Here is a 16,950-nt window from a genome sequence, read left to right as displayed (position 1 = left end):
CGGATTCGCTGCGCGTGTCAGCGAAGCTTGACAATGCGCCGCGGGATCGGACTGAGGCGAATCGTCCGCGGGTACCTACCGTGGGTGATTCGGAAGCCGTTGGTAGCGCTGGTGCTGTTGGCTGCGGCATGCGGTCACAATGACGCCGCGCTGATGCCTGCTGGATCGACGACCACCGGGATGTTGCCGCGGGGCGTAGCCACGGAAGGTAACCGCCCGCCGGCAAATCGGTTGCCGACGGCAGCCGAACCGCAGAAGGGTCCACCGCTGAGTGCGGCCGCCGTCGGACGCACGATCGCTGTCGGTAACACCCCGGAAGGCTTGGCCGTCGATGCCAAGACGCGGACCGTCGCGGTAGCCACCCACGATCCCAACGCATTGGTGCTGGTCGATGCGGATTCCGGCACAATCACCGGCCGACTTCCGTTGCCGGGCAGGGTTCGTCATCTCCAGCTCGCCGCCCCGGGCGGTCCGCTGCTGGTCCCGGTCGAGTCGGCCGATTGCCTGGTCCGCGTCGATCTGCCGCAGGGACCAGCCCATGCGCCGATCCGCACCGGCACGGAGCCGCACGATGCCGCCGCAGCGTCCAATGGCACCGTCTTCGTGGCCAATGAACTTGGCGGCACCGTGACCGTCCTGCGCGGCGAGCAGATCGTGAAAGTCTTCACCGACAGCGTCCAGCCGGCCGGTACCGCCGCGGTCGGCACCTCGATCGGTGTCCTGGATGTGCGAAAGAACGACCTGACCGTGTACGACGCGGACCGTATGACCATCGTGGGTGCGACGCCGGCCGGAGATGGTCCGACGCATCTGGTCGCTGACCGGCATGGGCGAATGATTGCCGCCGACACCCGCGGGGACGCTGTTCGGGTTTTCACGCCCTTGCCCGTGCCGCACGAGGTCGCGAGCATTCGGCAGTCAGGCGGACCGTATGGGATTGCCTACGACTGGGCGCGCGACCGGCTTTGGGTTGCCTCGTCCGGGACCAACGAAGTCGTCGGCTATTACATGGGCGGGGACACACCAAGCCAGGTGCAGCGCTTCCCGACGGTGCAAAACCCCTACACCCTGGGGGTGGACAGCGACACCGGCCGACTGTATGTGGCTGGTGTGTCAGCCGGCGTCATCCAGGTCATCGACGCGGCCCCATGACCTGCAGGAGAATTCGGTCCGTGTAGCTCCATGGCGACACGCAGACACAACTTCTTGTGTTGCGCACGCTTGTCGGACCCCAGGGGTAGTGTTTGGGTCCGAGGCAAGGCAGCCCAATCGTCCTGGTGAAGTGGGGTTTCTAGTGACTGGAAGTGCAAAACTGATCGACCGCGTCTCAGCGATCAACTGGAACCGCCTGCAGGACGAAAAAGACGCCGAGGTGTGGGACCGGCTGACCGGAAATTTCTGGCTGCCCGAGAAGGTGCCGGTGTCCAACGACATCCCCTCCTGGGGCACGTTGACGGCCAGTGAGAAGCAACTGACGATGCGGGTATTCACCGGTCTGACGATGCTGGACACCATCCAGGGCACCGTAGGCGCGGTGAGCCTCATTCCCGACGCGCTGACCCCGCATGAGGAGGCGGTGTACACCAACATCGCGTTCATGGAGTCGGTGCACGCCAAGAGCTACAGCCAGATCTTCTCCACGCTGTGCTCTACCGGCGAGATCGACGACGCGTTCCGCTGGTCGGAGGAGAATCCCAACCTGCAGCGCAAAGCCGAGATCGTGCTGCAGTACTACCGGGGCGACGAACCGCTCAAGCGCAAGGTGGCTTCCACGCTGCTGGAAAGCTTCCTGTTCTACTCCGGCTTCTACCTGCCGATGTACTGGTCGAGCCGGGCCAAGCTGACCAACACCGCCGACATGATCCGGTTGATCATCCGCGACGAGGCGGTGCACGGCTACTACATCGGCTACAAGTACCAGCGCGGTCTGGCGCTTGTCGACGAGGCCAAGCGCGCCGAACTCAAGGACTACACCTACGAGCTGCTGTTCGAGCTGTACGACAACGAGGTCGAGTACACCCAGGATCTCTACGACGAGGTTGGGTTGACCGAGGACGTCAAGAAGTTCCTGCGTTACAACGCCAACAAGGCGTTGATGAACCTCGGCTATGAGGCGCTGTTCCCGCGCGACGAGACCGACGTGAACCCGGCGATTCTGTCGGCACTGTCACCCAACGCCGACGAGAACCACGATTTCTTCTCAGGGTCGGGGTCGAGCTACGTGATCGGCAAGGCCGTGGTCACCGAGGACGAGGATTGGGACTTCTAGGACACAGCTCAGGGCGTTGCTAAGCCAGGCGAGGCGTCAGGTCAGCTAAGGTACCCTCTATCCTCCGCTGATAGCGGCGCACCGCTATTGCCAAAATTTGGCCACCTTACTTCAACGGTGTGGGCATGGCGGCTGGGCACGGCCTACGAGACCAAGCAAGGCAAGCGCTACCGCGTTCGGTGGAAAATTCTGAGCCCGGCTGCCAAGCGCCGCGCCGTGGACATGCTCAAGGACACGTTGAGCATGTCGGAACGGTTGGCCTGCAAAGCGGTTGGGCTTGTTCGTTCCACCTACCGCCGGCCGCCGGTGGCGACGACGCCGGCGGATCCTGACGCCGATCTACGGGCCTGGCTACGCGCCTACGCCGTCAAACACCCGTGCCACGGGTTTCGGCGTGCGTGGGCGGCGTTGCGGCACGACGAGGGCCGTGTGATCAACGTGAAGAAGGTGCACCGGCTGTGGTGCGCAGAGGGACTGCAGCGGCGGATCCACAGCCCGCGTAAGCGGACCGGAACGTCCTCGGTGCTCCCGGAGGTGATCGCCGATGCACCGAAGGTGGTGTGGGCGATCGACTTCCAGTTCGACTCCACCACTGACGGCAAGGCCGTCAAGATCGCGTCGATGCTCGACGAACACACCCGGGAGTCGCTGCTGCATCTGGTGGAGCGCTCGATCACCGCCGAGCGGCTCGTCGACGAACTCAAGAAGGTGTTCGCCGCTGCCGGCGGCGCGCCGCGGGTGTTGCGGATGGACAACGGTCCTGAGTTGGTTTCTCAAGCGCTACAACGGTTCTGCGAGAACAAGGTCGGAATGTCCTACATCCCGCCCGGCACCCCATGGAACAACGGATACATCGAATCGTTCAACAACCGGCTACGGAAGGAGTGCCTCAACCGCAACCACTGGAACACCCTGCTCGAGGCGCGGGTGGTGATCGGCGACTTCAAGGACGAACACAACACACGGCACCGGCATTCGGCCCTGGGCTACCGCACACCGGCCGAGTACGCTGCGGCCTGCGCCCATGACCACTACGCCATGGCCTGCGAGATCAACTGAATCCAGAACTACGACAACCTGGCTCTAAAACCGGATTGATCTGTTCCCGCCGTTTCGAGCCACGATCATGCGAGTTGAGGGATCGAGTAGGTAAATGTCCAGAGCGTTTCAAACTCTGTGGGGCTGATGTTACCGAGGTAGCTGTGACGGCGTTCGACGTTGTAGTAGTCAACTTCGACAGCTTCTTAGACATCGAGCGTCTAACTCCGCGCAACTACTTAAAGAATGGTGGACCGTAGGCCTTCAGCACCGCCCGCTCCTGAGGACACAGGTCCGCTACCGCTGCCGTGATGAGCCAGTCGGCTTGATCCTTGGTCCAGTCAGCCTCGCCCGCGCTTCTGCCGCCGACCATTAGCCCATGTTCAACCGCGTCGATTCCTCTGTCGTCTGCCAGCGCGGTGCAGACACCTTGGCCCATCAGCACGGCTCCGGCGGGGGTGTCATACGGAACCCCACCGATATCGAGCATCTCGACGTAAGCGGCCAGATCGGGATCGGCATGTGCCAGTGGCGCGGTCCACGCCAGGCACGCGACGAAACACGCTGCGACAAACAAGGCCTTTGGACGATGTATGAGCCGGATGATCCCGCCATCCATGCTAGAGATCGTAGTCCGGAAGGTGGTGCCACAAAAGGTGGACCATCATGTGACGATGGTTCTACACCTCAACCGCTTCGCTCGCCTAGGACCGTTACCGGGGAATCGGCCCGAAGTTCATCAAGCGTGGAAGCCGAGTCCGGTACGGCTGGTCGGATGTCGCGGAATGGCTGGACCAGAACACATTCCAGCGGACCGACGAGCCAGGGCGGCAGCGATGAGTGACGCCACTGATCGGCTCGCCCAGCGCTACGCGACATGATCAACGAGGCCGTCGAGCTAGCCATCGCCCGCCAAGAAGTGCCAGCGCGCCGGAGTGTCAAGGATGCAGGCGAAGGCTCATTTCAACACGGTGGAGAAGGAAGGTCGCGCCTACGCCTCTGGCCTTGGCATAGCTTTCAATTCGAGCACGCACCGACTTGTTCGGTTGCCCGCCCGCGATCAGCGCGAAATGTGGCTCCATGCCTTGCCTTTCGGCTTCCTTCGCCAGGTCGTCGATATAGTGCTGGGATTGACCTACCGCCCGATCGTCCGCCTCATCCAGCTTCAGTTCGATGCCGACCAATTGATTGCGGCGGGGTCTCTTGGCCAGCAAGTCCAACCGCCGACCGCTGGGCAGCTTGGCCTCCGGCGTGATTTCGGATAGCCCGCGTAGTGCCTCGAACTGGTGTCGGTTGGCAAGGATGAAGTCTCGAAGTGCCGCTTGATCGCGGAATGACTGACGTGCCTGGGTCAAGCCTTCAATCTGGTGGTCGCGGTCGAAGATGTAGATGCGCTCGTCGGGCCTGTTGTGGGGGTCTGTGAGGCGAGGGAATGTGACGATTCCGGCCTCGGCGAAGGCCTCATCGAGGCGGGCTAGCAACGGATCGGAGCGTCGCTTCGCCCCAGCCCTCTCGATGATCTGCTGCAGTCCGCTGCGTGTCGCCTGTTGGAGCGATTCCGGCGTCCCCGGACGGCTGTCTAGCCGCGTTCGGTAGTACGCGGCGCAGCTAGCGATTCTGTCATCTGTTGGCATGCAATGATGCTGCCTTGTACTCGTGGCCCTTGACCAGAGTCCAATGTTGAGTTGGTCGCTCGGCACGTTGCTAGACCTGAGCGCCGGCGATCTGGAACGTCGCAAAAATACGGGGCCCAAACCTCAAGCGCGAGTCGGTATTTCATTCCGGTGGGAATCTCTGCGTAACGCTCTGGACAAGAGGCTGTGAACATCTGGCGCATCACCGTCCTCGGGGGCTGCAGTTCCCTCCGGTCGTAGAGGTTCGGCTTCTATTTCCCAGTTGATGTCTTGAAGGCCAAGCGCATCGCGGTCGCCGCGCACACATCTGCACAGACGTTCGACCTCGCTCCAATGGGTATGCATCGACAGCGTGAAAGGGCGCTCACATACCGAGCCAACAAGTCGCACGGGACTGTTGAGGTGGCCGTCCCGGTAGGTCTGCACGAAGACATCGGTGTAGGCGTAACCAGGATCGTCGTCAGGCACCTCGGTAGTGACGTGCACGACGCCCACCCCCTCTATGGGGATCTCGTCGTGCCTGCCAGGGGAGATAAAGTCGTGGGCTTCCGCTACTCCCACAGGGTCCGAGGATCGCTGCCAAGACGGGTACATAAGTGTCGTGAGCTGCACAAATGACATCTTAGGAATACGCACCGACAACCGGTGGTGGTGATCCATCGCGGGGTCGGAGGCGGTCAACCGAACATGCGATATGTGTATCGGGCGCTCGGTCAAGTACTCGACTATGGACGGTGTGTCGGAGGTTCACGGCTCGCCATCTTGCTGGCCGAAGCGCCCGCCGCCGACCTCGTCGAACTGCTTGAGGCGCATGAGGTCGGCTACGTAGTTGAGACGACGCCAGACAACTTCATTGATATGACGACGCTCAAACGCTGCCCATAATTGGCCCCGGTCGATTAGTCCCGTCGCTACAGTGCCCTTGTCAAGGGGAGGCCAACGTCACGACAAGCTGTGTCACTCTGTTTCGGTTGGCCTTAAACGTTCTTGGACAATCCCCTCTTAGGGTGACCGGCGCCGCAGTACCGTCACTGGATGCGGCTCGGAATCGGTGGCGGCGCTTTCGGCATCAGAGGTGGAATTTCGACACGGGGGATCGGGGTTGGTGTCGGCCCACTTTCAGCTGGCACATCTTGGAAAGGCGGCGGTTCGCGCGGGGGAGGAGGCGGCGGGCTCCTGGCTTGGCTGCTCGGCGCTGCCGTCATTTTCTTCGTAGCTGCGTGGCCGTACCTGCTGGGCACCTATATCGCTGTTGAGTCCGGCGCAGAAGATCCATCGACGGCGCGATTCGTAGTTGGCTGGTGTTTCGAGGTCGTTTACATAGCGGGACTGCTTGCATGGTTCTTGATTGCCCGCGACAAACGGGCTCAGCAGGTAGCGCAGGAAGACCAGCGGATGGCCGAGGTGATCGCATCCGGCGTTGTCTACGAAGCCCAGCATGGCCGGTCGGTAGTCTATCGGCACGGCACGTGCACGGTGAACCACAAGTCACCCGATACTGCCGCAAACTGCCGCAAGTCTGCTCCGTCGTCGGCACTCGGGGAGCTGGAATCCACTGGCACCGCGTCTGAAACGGCTCTTTCTGTGCGATCGACCGTCAACAGATCAGCTCTCAACTGGCCTGCTGTCATTCTGGGTGTTGGGCTCGTCGTCGGGCTGGTGATTCTTTTGGTCGATCCAATTCACCGGATCCCCTCGCCCGCCGAACAGGCTAGATCGAAGCCGTGTCCTGTGCCGATATCGATTGACGAAACGCCTGCCAACATCACGATGCCTGATTTCGTTGGTCAAAATGCCGGAGGCGTTGAAGCTGGGCTTGAGGCCTTGGGGCTGACCAGCGTGGAGCTGTCATCCGCTAACCCGAAGTACAAATCGGTCTGGGTGGCATCGAATTGGACAGTCGTCAGCACCGACCCAAACCCTGGCTGCACACTCGGTCGTCACAACAGCGTCGTCGTCTACGTCACGAAGCCCTGAGCATCGCCCCTTACGGTTGGGGAGAGTAGGCCGACGAGGGGAGGTTAAGGCGCGCCTGCTCACCAACCCCGGGGTTGTGTCCCTCTTGCCTGTTACCATCTGCGCCGTTCCGATACGCTCCACCTTTCCACGGACTCAGCTCGAAGGAGAAACCGTTGCGCCTCGATGAGACCCCGGCATTTTCTCGCGTCAACGTCACGGCGGTCGGTTCACTCAGCGCGAGTGAAAAGGACTCAGATCTGTTGGGGGAAGCAGTTATCGCTTGGACGGGCGGCGAAGAAAGTGACGACGTCTTCGCCGAGGTCGACGTTATCGGTGTGCTCACGTCACGTTCAGAGCTGCGCTGGTTGGCGGGAGACACCGAAGTTGAGAGGATCGAACTCCCTCATTACGCAGGCATGCCGGAAGACCTAGCACTGCAGGCACGCCCGGTTAGAAGTCCAAAAGGGGACCCGATGTCGGAGGACTGGCCGCCATTGATCCGGTGTTCCTACCCATTGCGTCAAGCGGTGCACGGCCACTACGACTATGACGCTTCGGTCGAAGTCCTCCTCTGTGCCTTAGCAGTGGCACCGGATGCCGGTGAACTACGCCCGATGCTTCTTGCGGGCATGAAGGCAAACTACGCGAGGGTGGTTCGCAAGGACTATGCCCAACCGTGGCGCACGCAACCAAGACCGAGCGAAGGCATGCTTGACGTTATGCGGCCCTGATCCTCTCTCTACGCTGTTGGCGTGATCCGGTGGTGGAAGGGACACGCTGCCTGGCTGGCGAGAGTCTTCGCCGTCACCAGCCTTTCTCTCAGCCTGCTAGCTGTAGCTCAAGCTATAGACCTGCATGCCCATGGCTGACGCTGGGATCTTGGGACCGTTCCGGCGTGGCTAGGCGGAGTCGGTTCGATCACAGCGTTTGGAGCGCTCTGGGTCGCGGCTCGGAAGTGGAAGGCCGGGCAGGACGAGCGCCGAGCAATGGCCGCGACCAGGGAAGCCGAGCGGCGGGGCACGAGATGAGACAGGCCCGGCTGATCATTGTCGACGAGGTGCCCCCTGACGCACTGACGACATGGCTGGATGAGAGCCGCCGGCAAGTAGCCGGGGTGTCCGGATACGGAACTTCAGCGACGGACCGGTGTTCGATCCGCGGATCGCGGACCACCCCCGCGACAATGAAGACGTATTGGTGTCGCAGGTGGGTAGCGGCTTGGTCAAACCCGAAGTTGCGCAAGTGCTTCGGAGCGACGAGGTGACTAATGTGTTAACCCTTGTCGGGAACAAAGGCGAGACGCCCCGCGCAAACCTGATCGAGTTCACCTTCACTGACGCTCGGGGCGAGTGGGCAGTCGGCACCCGGCGCGAATCCTGGGCGATGGCAACCCCGGGCATTTCATGAGTCGTGCCCACATTTTGCCCACATTTTGCCGGTAGTTACAGGTATCGGCAGGTGTCAGCAGGTAGGTGTTCTTGCAGGTGAAAGCCGTTCGCCGCTCTGACCAGGTGCCTGCCGAGAACCACGATTTCTTCTACGGCTCGGAGTCTAGCTACGTGATCGGCAAGGCCGCGGTCACCGAGGACGAGGATTGGGACTTCTAAAAGCGGCACATGAACGGCGCGTGAAATATCGCCGTTGCGCAGTGCCGTGGCTGGCGCGCCGCAGCCGGACGCAAGAGACTGTGGGGGTGACTGCGTCCGCCGCCAAGAGCGTCTCGGTGTCCTCGTTCTGTGCCTCGGTGCTGCGTTGGCTGCGGGCCGGTTATCCCGACGGCGTGCCGGGCCCGGACCGCATGCCGCTACTCGCGCTGCTGCGCAACACCCCGCTGACCGATGAACAGATCAGGCAGGTGGTCCGCGACATCACCGCCGAGGGGTCTCCCGCCACGGTCGACGGCGTGATCGACCGCGACGAGATCGCCGAATTCATCTCCGAGGTAACCCACTACGACGCCGGGCCGGAGAACATTGCGCGGGTGGCGGGCGTCCTCGCCGCGGCTGGGTGGCCGTTGGCCGGTATCGAGGTCGAGGCGCCTACCTCACAGAGTTAAAGCACTCACAACGTTGAGATGTCGATGACGAACCGGTAGCGCACGTCGCTGGCCAGCACACGCTCGTAGGCCTCGTTGACGTAGTCGGCTTCGATGACCTCGATCTCCGGCGTCACGTTGTGCTCTGCGCAGAAGTCCAGCATCTCCTGGGTCTCGACGATGCCCCCGATGTTCGACCCGGACAGGCTGCGCCGCGCCAGCGCGAGGCCGAACGCCGGCACCTCCATCGGGTGCTCGGGGATGCCCAGTTCGACCATCGTGCCGTCCACGTCGAGCAGGTTCAGGTACTGGCCCAGATTGAGGTTGGCCGAGACGGTGTTGAGGATCAGGTCGAAGCTGCCGCGCAACTTCTTGAAGGTGTCGGGATCGGAGGTCGCGTAGTAATTGCTTGCGCCCAAACGCAATCCGTCTTCCATCTTCTTCAGGGACTGCGACAGCACACTGACCTCGCAGCCCATCGCCGCACCCAGCTTGACGCCCATGTGGCCCAGTCCGCCCAGCCCGACGATCGCCAATCGGGTGTCCTGCCCGGCCTTCCAGTGGCGTAGCGGCGAGAACAACGTGACCCCGGCGCATAGCAGCGGCGCCGCAGCGTCCAATGGCAACGACTCGGGAATCCGCACCACGAAGTTCTCGTCGACGACGACCGCCTGGCTGTAGCCGCCCTGCGTCGGCGTGCCGTCCTTGTCGATGGAGTTGTAGGTGAAGGTCGCACCGTTCTTGCAGTACTGCTCGAGCCCGGCCTGACAGCTGCTGCACCGCCCACAGGAGTTCACCATGCAACCGACGCCCACGTGGTCGCCGACCTGGTGCTTGGTGACCTCCGAACCGACCGCGGTCACCACACCGGCGATCTCGTGGCCCGGAACCACGGGGTACGTGGGCACGCCCCACTCGGCTTTGACGGTGTGGATGTCGGAGTGGCAGATTCCGGCGAACTTGATGTCGATGGCCACGTCGTGCGGACCGGGGTCCCGGCGTTCGATCGTGGTTTTGGTCAGCGGTTCGGTGGCCGACGTCGCGGCGTAAGCGTTGACAGTGCTCATTTACGTATCCCTATTCGATCGCGTGTACTCCGAGAAAGCTTAGCTAAGGTAATGGGTTACCGGCCAGCTGCGGCGGGGTGGGCGCGGTCACTCAATTGATCGGCGCGCTGATCCAGCCCACGTCGGTCAACATGCCGCGCGCCGCGATTAATCCCTGTCCGGTCTGCCAGATCTCGTCGTTGACGACGAAGATCCGGTTGTCCCGGTTGGCGCCGAGTTTGCGCCAGGGCCCGCTGTCCAGGACGGTGGCTGCGCGTTCGGCCGCGGCCGGGGAAGCGCAGGACACATAGATGATGTCGGCGTCGGCGGCGGAGAAGTCGGGGCTTTTGCTCAGGTCGGCATCCGTGGCGCCGAGTTCGACGTAGGGCTTGTCGGTGAACCGCTGCGACGCCGGCCGGTCCACGCCGACCGCGGCCAGCACGCTGCCTGGAAAGTTGTTGGCGCCGTAGACGCGCACGCTGCTGGTGGTCAGTTGAACGACAGACACCTGGAAGTGGGCCGCGTCATGCTTGGCGCCGACGTCGGTGGCGCGGCGGCTGAACCCGTCGAGCAGAGCATCCGTGGCGGCGCCGCGAGCCGTCGCCCCACCCACGCCGCGCAGATTGTCCTGCCAGGCCGCGCCGGGGGCGCTGGTGAACACCGTCGGGGCGATCGCTGCCAGTTGCGGGTACAAGGCAGGCGTGAAAGCCACCGAGCCCAGAATCAAATCCGGTCGCGCCGCGGCGATGGCCTTGAGATCCGGGGACGTTCGGGAACCGACCGCCGGGACGTCGTGGATCGTCCTGCCGAGATAGGACGGCTGGTTCGGCGATCCGTCCGCCACAGCTGCGCCGATCACTCGCGACTGCAGGCCGAGCGCGCAGAGCGCGTCGAGTTGGTCGCCGGCGAGCACCACGATGCGTTGCGGATCGGACGGTACCTGGGTGACGTCCGGGCTGACGCCCGCGGCGTTGCGCGCCGGTCGCGTCGCGGGACCAGGATCGGGCGCGGCCGCGTCACGCGCGCACGACTCGTCGGGTTTGCGGTCGTTGCCCAGCACCCCGGCACCCGCGATCTGGGTGGTCGGCGTGACCAGCGAGGACTGAACCGGCTTGTCCGAACCGCAACCGCTGCACGTCAGAGCCAGAAAGACGGCCACACTGAGTATCAGGCCCCCGGTTCGCACACGGTCGACGTTAACACCACGACAGCCGGCGACACGGCCACGCGAAGGCAACCTGACGACCGGATTTTCGGCGAAAATCCTGGGTGGTGTTCGCGTCGCCGACGCCGGGAAACGAACCGGCCCGACCCAAATACGACAGTTTGTAGGACCAGGCCTTCCGCCAACCTGACGGCGGGCTAAGATTCGAATTAGTACTGGCATGTCCGGATGGATGTTTGGAGGAGCTGTTGACAGCCGAAGCGCCCCCCTTGGGAGAACTCGAGGCAGTCCGTCCGTTCCCGGCTCGGATGGGTCCCCGAGGGAACCTCGTCTACAAGCTGATCACCACCACCGATCACAAGCTGATCGGCATCATGTACTGCGTCACCTGCTTCGTCTTCTTCTTCATCGGCGGCCTGCTGGCGTTGCTGATGCGCAGCGAGCTCGCCGCGCCCGGCCTGCAGTTCTTGTCGAATGAGCAGTACAACCAGCTGTTCACCATGCACGGCACGATCATGCTGTTGTTCTATGCAACTCCGATCGTGTTCGGCTTCGCCAACCTGGTGTTGCCCCTGCAGATCGGCGCGCCCGACGTGGCGTTCCCGCGGTTGAACGCGTTCTCGTTCTGGCTGTTCCTGTTCGGCGCCACTATCGGTATGGCCGGCTTCATCACCCCCGGGGGGGCCGCCGACTTCGGCTGGACCGCCTACACCCCATTGACGGACGCCATCCACTCGCCGGGCGCCGGCGGCGACCTGTGGATCATGGGTCTGGCCGTGGCCGGTCTGGGCACCATCCTGGGTGCGGTGAACATGATCACCACCGTGGTGTGCATGCGCGCGCCGGGCATGACGATGTTCCGGATGCCGATCTTCACCTGGAACATCCTGGTGACTTCAATCCTGGTGCTGATCGCCTTCCCGCTCCTGACGGCCGCCCTCTTCGGCCTGGCCGCAGACCGGCACCTGGGCGCGCACATCTACGACCCGGGCAACGGCGGAGTTCTGCTGTGGCAGCACCTGTTCTGGTTCTTCGGGCACCCCGAGGTGTACATCATCGCGCTGCCGTTCTTCGGCATCGTCACGGAGATATTCCCGGTGTTCTCCCGCAAGCCGATCTTCGGCTACACCACGCTCGTCTACGCGACGCTGGCGATCGCGGCGCTGTCGGTGGCGGTGTGGGCACACCACATGTTCGCCACCGGGGCGGTGCTGCTGCCGTTCTTCTCCTTCATGACGTATCTGATCGCGGTGCCCACCGGGATCAAGTTCTTCAACTGGATCGGCACGATGTGGAAGGGGCAGTTGACGTTCGAGACGCCGATGCTTTTCTCCGTCGGCTTCCTGCTTACCTTCCTGTTGGGTGGCCTGACCGGTGTGCTGCTGGCCAGCCCGCCGCTGGACTTCCACGTCACCGACAGCTACTTCGTCGTCGCGCACTTCCACTACGTGCTGTTCGGCACGATCGTCTTCGCCACCTACGCCGGGATCTACTTCTGGTTCCCGAAGATGACCGGCCGCCTGCTCGATGAACGGCTGGGCAAGTTCCACTTCTGGTTGACGTTCATCGGTTTCCACACCACCTTCCTGGTGCAGCACTGGCTTGGTGACGAGGGGATGCCTCGTCGCTACGCCGACTATCTGCCCAGCGACGGCTTTCAGGGTCTGAACATCGTCTCGACCATCGGGGCGTTCATCCTGGGCGCGTCCATGTTCCCGTTCGTGTGGAACGTGTTCAAGAGCTGGCGTTACGGCGAAGTCGTGATGGTTGACGACCCGTGGGGTTACGGCAACTCGCTGGAATGGGCCACCAGTTGCCCGCCGCCGCGGCACAACTTCACCGAGCTACCCCGAATCCGTTCGGAGCGCCCGGCGTTCGAGCTGCACTATCCGCACATGGTGGAGCGGATGCGCGACGAAGCGCACATCGGGCGGCACGCCACCAGCGGTGAGTCCCCGAAGGGATTCGGGCCCCGGACCGAGCCGGACCGCGCAACTAGTGAGCAGTAGCGGCAACCTGGGGTGACCGCCTCAGCCAAGGTGTCGGTGCTGATTACTGTCACCGGCGTCGACCAGCCAGGTGTGACGTCTGCGCTCTTCGAGGTCCTGTCCAAGCACGGGGTGGAGCTGCTGAACGTCGAGCAGGTGGTGATCCGTCGCCGGCTGACCTTGGGCGTATTGGTTTCCTGCACAGCGGAACTCGCCGACGGCACCGCATTGAGCGATGACGTCGAGGCGGCCATTCACGCGTTGGGTTTGGACGTGACGGTCGAGCGCAGTGACGACGTGCCCATCATCAGCAAGCCGTCCACCCACACCATCGTCGTGCTGGGCAGGCCGATTACGGCCGGGGCGTTCGGCGCGTTGGCCAGGGAGGCGGCCGCGCTCGGCGTCAACATCGACGTAATCCGTGGCGTATCCGACTACCCGGTGACGGGCCTGGAACTGCGAGTCTCGGTGCCCGAAGGCGCATACCGACCGTTGCAGACCGCCCTGACCAGGGTGGCCGCCGCCGAGCGTGTGGACGTGGCCGTCGAGGACTACGGGCTGGCCTGGCGCACCAAGCGACTCATCGTGTTCGACGTCGACTCGACCCTGGTGCAGGGTGAGGTGATCGAGATGTTGGCGGCGCGCGCCGGCGCCCAGGGGCAAGTCGCGGCTATCACCGAGGCGGCGATGCGCGGAGAACTGGACTTCGCGGAGTCACTGGAGCAGCGGGTGGCCACCCTGGCCGGGCTGCCGGCCTCGGTGATCGACGAAGTCGCCGCACAGCTGGAGCTGATGCCTGGCGCCCGGACCACCCTACGCACGTTGCAGCGCTTGGGTTTTCGCTGCGGCGTGGTGTCCGGCGGTTTTCGGCGCATCATCGAGCCGCTCGCCGAGGAGTTGAAGCTGGATTTCGTGGCCGCCAACGAACTCGAGATCGTCGACGGCATCCTCACCGGCCGGGTGACCGGGCCCATCGTGGATCGGCCCGGTAAGGCCACCGCGCTGCGGGCCTTTGCCGAGCAGTACGGCGTGCCGATGGAGCAGACGGTGGCGGTTGGTGACGGTGCCAATGACATCGACATGCTGACCGCCGCGGGCATGGGGGTCGCGTTCAACGCCAAGCCGGCGCTGCGCGAGGTCGCAGATGCGTCGTTGAGCCACCCCTACCTGGACACCGTGCTGTTTCTGCTCGGCGTCACCCGCGGCGAAATCGAAGCTGCCGACGCCGTCGACGGCATGGTGCGCCGCGTCGAGATCCCTGCCGACTAGCGCGACCAGTCGCAAAGCCTGCGTTTTCGTTGCGAAAAGGGGGCTTTTGCGTCCGCTCGCCGGCCATACGGCACGATGGTCGGGTGGCCGAATATGAAGCCGATCCCGACCTGCTGATCGACTTCAGAAATGTGTCGCTGCGCCGCGGCGGACGCACCCTGGTGGGCCCGCTGGATTGGGCCGTCGAACTGGACGAACGCTGGGTCGTCATCGGGCCCAACGGCGCCGGCAAGACATCCCTGCTGCGCATCGCCGCCGCATCCGAGCATCCGTCGTCGGGTGTCGCTTTCATACTGGGGGAGCGGCTGGGCCGAGTCGACGTCGCCGAACTGCGTTCCCGGATCGGTTTGAGCTCTTCGGCGTTGGCGCAGCGGGTGCCCAGCGACGAATTGGTCCGAGACCTGGTGGTCTCGGCCGGCTATTCGGTGCTGGGCCGGTGGCGGGAGACCTACGAGGACATCGACTACCGGCGCGCGGTCAACATGCTGGAAAGCTTGGGCGCGGAGCATCTGGCCGAGCGCACCTACGGCACTCTGTCCGAAGGTGAGCGCAAACGAGTGCTGATCGCGCGGGCCTTGATGACCGATCCGGAGCTGCTGCTGCTCGACGAGCCCGCCGCGGGCCTGGACCTGGGCGGCCGGGAGGAACTGGTGGCCCGACTGGCCGACCTGGCCGCCGACCCCGACGCACCGGCGCTGGTGCTGGTCACCCACCACGTCGAAGAGGTGCCGCCCGGCTTCAGCCATTGCCTGTTGCTGTCGGAGGCGCAGGTGGTGGCCTCGGGGTTGCTGCCCGACGTGCTGACCGCAGAGAACCTTTCGGCGGCGTTCGGGCAGCGCATCGCATTGGACGTCGTCGACGGCCGATACTTCGCCCGGCGGGTTCGTAGCCGCGCAGCTCACCGGAGACAGGCATGAACAGCACCGACCCCGTCCAAGAGCCCTTGCCGGCGCGTCCGGCCGCGACCGTGATGCTGGTCCGCGACGCGGAGGCCGGTTCGAAGGCGGGCTTGTCCCTGTTCCTGATGCGCCGGCACGCGCGCATGGAGTTCGCGCCGGGCGTGATCGTGTTCCCGGGCGGCGGCGTCGACGACCGTGACCGCAACGCCGAGATCGCGTGGGTGGGACCGCCGCCGAAATGGTGGGCGCAGCGCTTTGGCATCGAGACGGACCTGGCCACCGCGCTGGTCTGCGCCGCGGCGCGGGAAACCTTCGAGGAATCCGGTGTGCTGTTCGCCGGACCGGCCGGCCAGGACGTATCGGCCCCGCACAGCATCGTCGGCGACGCCTCGGTGTACAGCGACGCCCGACGGGCTCTGGCCGACCACACGTTGTCGTTCGCCGACTTCCTGCAGACCGAGAAGCTGGTGTTGCGCTCCGACCTGCTGCGCCCGTGGGCGAACTGGGTCACTCCGGAAGCCGAGCGCACCCGCCGCTACGACACCTATTTCTTTGTGGGAGCACTTCCGGAGGGGCAGCGCGCCGACGGTGACAACACCGAATCCGACCGGGCCGGCTGGGCCTTGCCGCAGGACGCCATCGACGACTTCGAGGCCGGACGTAACGTCCTGCTACCGCCGACCTGGACGCAACTGGACTCCCTGGTGGGGCGCACGGTCGCCGAGGTGATGGCCGTCGAGCGCCAGATCGCGCCGGTACAGCCGATTCTGGAGAAGCGCGGCGACAACTGGGTGTTCGAGTTCTTCGATTCCGACCGCTACCACCGCGCACGCGAAGCCGGCGGCGCCATGCACTGGCCGTTGTGACGGTCCAGTGAGCGAGTTTGTCAGCGTCGTCGTCAGCGACGGCACCCAGGATCCCGGTCTGGCCATGCTGCTGTTGTCGCGCCCGCCCACCAACGCCATGACGCGCCAGGTTTATCGCGAGATTGTCTCTGCCGCAGACGAATTGAGCCGCCGCGCAGACGTCGCCGCGGTAATCCTGTTCGGCGGCCACGAGATTTTCTCCGCCGGAGACGACATGCCCGAACTGCGAACGCTGACCGCAGCGGAGGCTGGCACCGCCGCCCGTGCGCGACACGAAGCCATCGACGCCGTCGCGGCGATCCCGAAACCGACCGTCGCCGCCATCACCGGATACGCCCTCGGGGCGGGCCTCACGCTGGCGCTGGCCGCGGACTGGCGGGTCAGCGGCGACAACGTGAAATTCGGTGCCACCGAGGTCCTGGCCGGGCTTATCCCGGGCGGCGGCGGGATGGCCCGGCTGACCCGTGCGGTCGGCGCCAGCCGAGCGAAGGAGTTGGTGTTCAGCGGCCGCTTCTTCGACGCCGAGGAGGCGCTCGCGCTGGGCTTGATCGATGACATGGTGGCGCCGGACAACGTCTACGACGCGGCGGCCAACTGGGCACGGCGCTTCCTCGACGGCCCCGCGCACGCGTTGGCCGCCGCCAAGGCCGGGATCAACGCCGTATTCGACGAGGCCGGCGAGCCCGATCGGCGGGCCGCCGAGATCCGCCGCTACGTCGAGGTCTTCGCCGCTGGTCAGGACGCTCATGCGGAAGGTGAACCGGACGGCGATTAGGCTGCCC

The 16,950-nt window shown here is 64.3% G+C and carries 16 protein-coding genes and 2 pseudogenes; 13 read left to right on the top strand and 5 right to left on the bottom strand.

What is annotated here, in order from left to right:
• Positions 1-84: 84 nt before the first annotated feature.
• The 3 genes from A5636_RS12460 (at position 85) to A5636_RS12450 (ending at position 3,328) form a co-directional block, all read left to right on the top strand.
• Positions 85-1,152: a YncE family protein gene (locus A5636_RS12460; protein ID WP_216638836.1), complete on the top strand. Its 1,068-nt coding sequence runs from the start codon at positions 85-87 to the stop codon at positions 1,150-1,152.
• Positions 1,153-1,294: 142 nt separating this feature from the next.
• Complete coding sequence (gene nrdF / locus A5636_RS12455; protein ID WP_065158933.1) at positions 1,295-2,269, top strand: class 1b ribonucleoside-diphosphate reductase subunit beta; 975 nt, start codon at positions 1,295-1,297, stop codon at positions 2,267-2,269.
• Between the two features lie 117 nt (positions 2,270-2,386).
• The gene (locus A5636_RS12450; RefSeq protein ID WP_081287753.1) at positions 2,387-3,328 is read left to right on the top strand and encodes an IS3 family transposase; all 942 of its coding nucleotides are present in this window, start codon (positions 2,387-2,389) and stop codon (positions 3,326-3,328) included.
• A gap of 65 nt (positions 3,329-3,393) precedes the next feature.
• On the opposite strand, the pseudogene A5636_RS27730 reads toward A5636_RS12450, so the two are convergent.
• The 3 genes and pseudogenes from A5636_RS27730 to A5636_RS12440 all read right to left on the bottom strand — a co-directional run.
• Positions 3,394-3,495, bottom strand: a pseudogene (locus A5636_RS27730) (hypothetical protein); the annotation flags it as partial.
• A 47-nt stretch (positions 3,496-3,542) separates the two neighbouring features.
• Entirely contained in the window at positions 3,543-3,926 is a 384-nt protein-coding gene (locus tag A5636_RS12445; RefSeq protein ID WP_065158932.1) for a DUF732 domain-containing protein, read from the bottom strand.
• Between the two features lie 319 nt (positions 3,927-4,245).
• Positions 4,246-4,941 (bottom strand): hypothetical protein, encoded by a 696-nt coding sequence (locus A5636_RS12440; protein WP_065158931.1) that lies wholly within the window; start codon positions 4,939-4,941, stop codon positions 4,246-4,248.
• Positions 4,942-5,976: 1,035 nt separating this feature from the next.
• On the opposite strand from A5636_RS12440, the gene A5636_RS12430 reads away from it, so the two are divergent.
• The 5 genes and pseudogenes from A5636_RS12430 (at position 5,977) to A5636_RS12415 (ending at position 8,956) form a co-directional block, all read left to right on the top strand.
• Positions 5,977-6,918, top strand: coding sequence for a PASTA domain-containing protein (locus A5636_RS12430; protein ID WP_065158929.1), 942 nt, complete (start codon positions 5,977-5,979; stop codon positions 6,916-6,918).
• 155 nt (positions 6,919-7,073) lie between these two features.
• A complete protein-coding gene (locus A5636_RS12425) occupies positions 7,074-7,631 on the top strand; it encodes a hypothetical protein (RefSeq protein ID WP_065158928.1) in 558 nt (185 codons plus the stop codon).
• A gap of 538 nt (positions 7,632-8,169) precedes the next feature.
• A complete protein-coding gene (locus A5636_RS26540) occupies positions 8,170-8,307 on the top strand; it encodes a hypothetical protein (protein WP_172827218.1) in 138 nt (45 codons plus the stop codon).
• A 113-nt stretch (positions 8,308-8,420) separates the two neighbouring features.
• Positions 8,421-8,507: pseudogene (locus A5636_RS27860) on the top strand (hypothetical protein); the annotation flags it as partial.
• Positions 8,508-8,593: 86 nt separating this feature from the next.
• Entirely contained in the window at positions 8,594-8,956 is a 363-nt protein-coding gene (locus A5636_RS12415) for a DUF3349 domain-containing protein (RefSeq protein WP_437339824.1), read from the top strand.
• Between the two features lie 5 nt (positions 8,957-8,961).
• Here the strand turns inward: A5636_RS12415 and A5636_RS12410 are convergent, their stop codons facing one another.
• Positions 8,962-10,002 carry an NAD(P)-dependent alcohol dehydrogenase gene (locus A5636_RS12410; protein ID WP_065158926.1) on the bottom strand — a complete coding sequence of 347 codons (1,041 nt, stop codon included), beginning with the start codon at positions 10,000-10,002 and terminating at the stop codon, positions 8,962-8,964.
• 91 nt (positions 10,003-10,093) lie between these two features.
• Positions 10,094-11,167, bottom strand: a complete 1,074-nt coding sequence (locus tag A5636_RS12405; RefSeq protein WP_065158925.1) for an iron-siderophore ABC transporter substrate-binding protein — start codon at positions 11,165-11,167, stop codon at positions 10,094-10,096.
• Positions 11,168-11,394: 227 nt separating this feature from the next.
• Here A5636_RS12405 and ctaD point away from each other — a divergent pair, with 227 nt between their 5' ends.
• The 5 genes from ctaD to A5636_RS12380 all read left to right on the top strand — a co-directional run bounded on the left by ctaD (position 11,395) and on the right by A5636_RS12380 (position 16,943).
• Positions 11,395-13,155, top strand: a complete 1,761-nt coding sequence (gene ctaD, locus A5636_RS12400) for an aa3-type cytochrome oxidase subunit I (protein ID WP_253900576.1) — start codon at positions 11,395-11,397, stop codon at positions 13,153-13,155.
• A gap of 12 nt (positions 13,156-13,167) precedes the next feature.
• Positions 13,168-14,403 carry a phosphoserine phosphatase SerB gene (gene serB, locus A5636_RS12395; protein WP_065158924.1) on the top strand — a complete coding sequence of 412 codons (1,236 nt, stop codon included), beginning with the start codon at positions 13,168-13,170 and terminating at the stop codon, positions 14,401-14,403.
• Between the two features lie 65 nt (positions 14,404-14,468).
• Positions 14,469-15,320 carry an ABC transporter ATP-binding protein gene (locus A5636_RS12390; RefSeq protein ID WP_065158965.1) on the top strand — a complete coding sequence of 284 codons (852 nt, stop codon included), beginning with the start codon at positions 14,469-14,471 and terminating at the stop codon, positions 15,318-15,320.
• Positions 15,317-16,168 carry an NUDIX hydrolase gene (locus A5636_RS12385; protein WP_065158923.1) on the top strand — a complete coding sequence of 284 codons (852 nt, stop codon included), beginning with the start codon at positions 15,317-15,319 and terminating at the stop codon, positions 16,166-16,168. The genes A5636_RS12390 and A5636_RS12385 overlap by 4 nt, the downstream gene beginning before the upstream one ends.
• 7 nt (positions 16,169-16,175) lie before the next feature.
• Entirely contained in the window at positions 16,176-16,943 is a 768-nt protein-coding gene (locus A5636_RS12380; protein ID WP_065158922.1) for an enoyl-CoA hydratase, read from the top strand.
• Positions 16,944-16,950 lie beyond the last annotated feature (7 nt).

The sequence above is a fragment of the Mycobacterium asiaticum genome, assembly GCF_001673315.1.
In the GTDB taxonomy this organism is placed as follows: domain Bacteria; phylum Actinomycetota; class Actinomycetes; order Mycobacteriales; family Mycobacteriaceae; genus Mycobacterium; species Mycobacterium asiaticum_B.
This window is presented reverse-complemented; position numbering and strand designations above follow the sequence as displayed.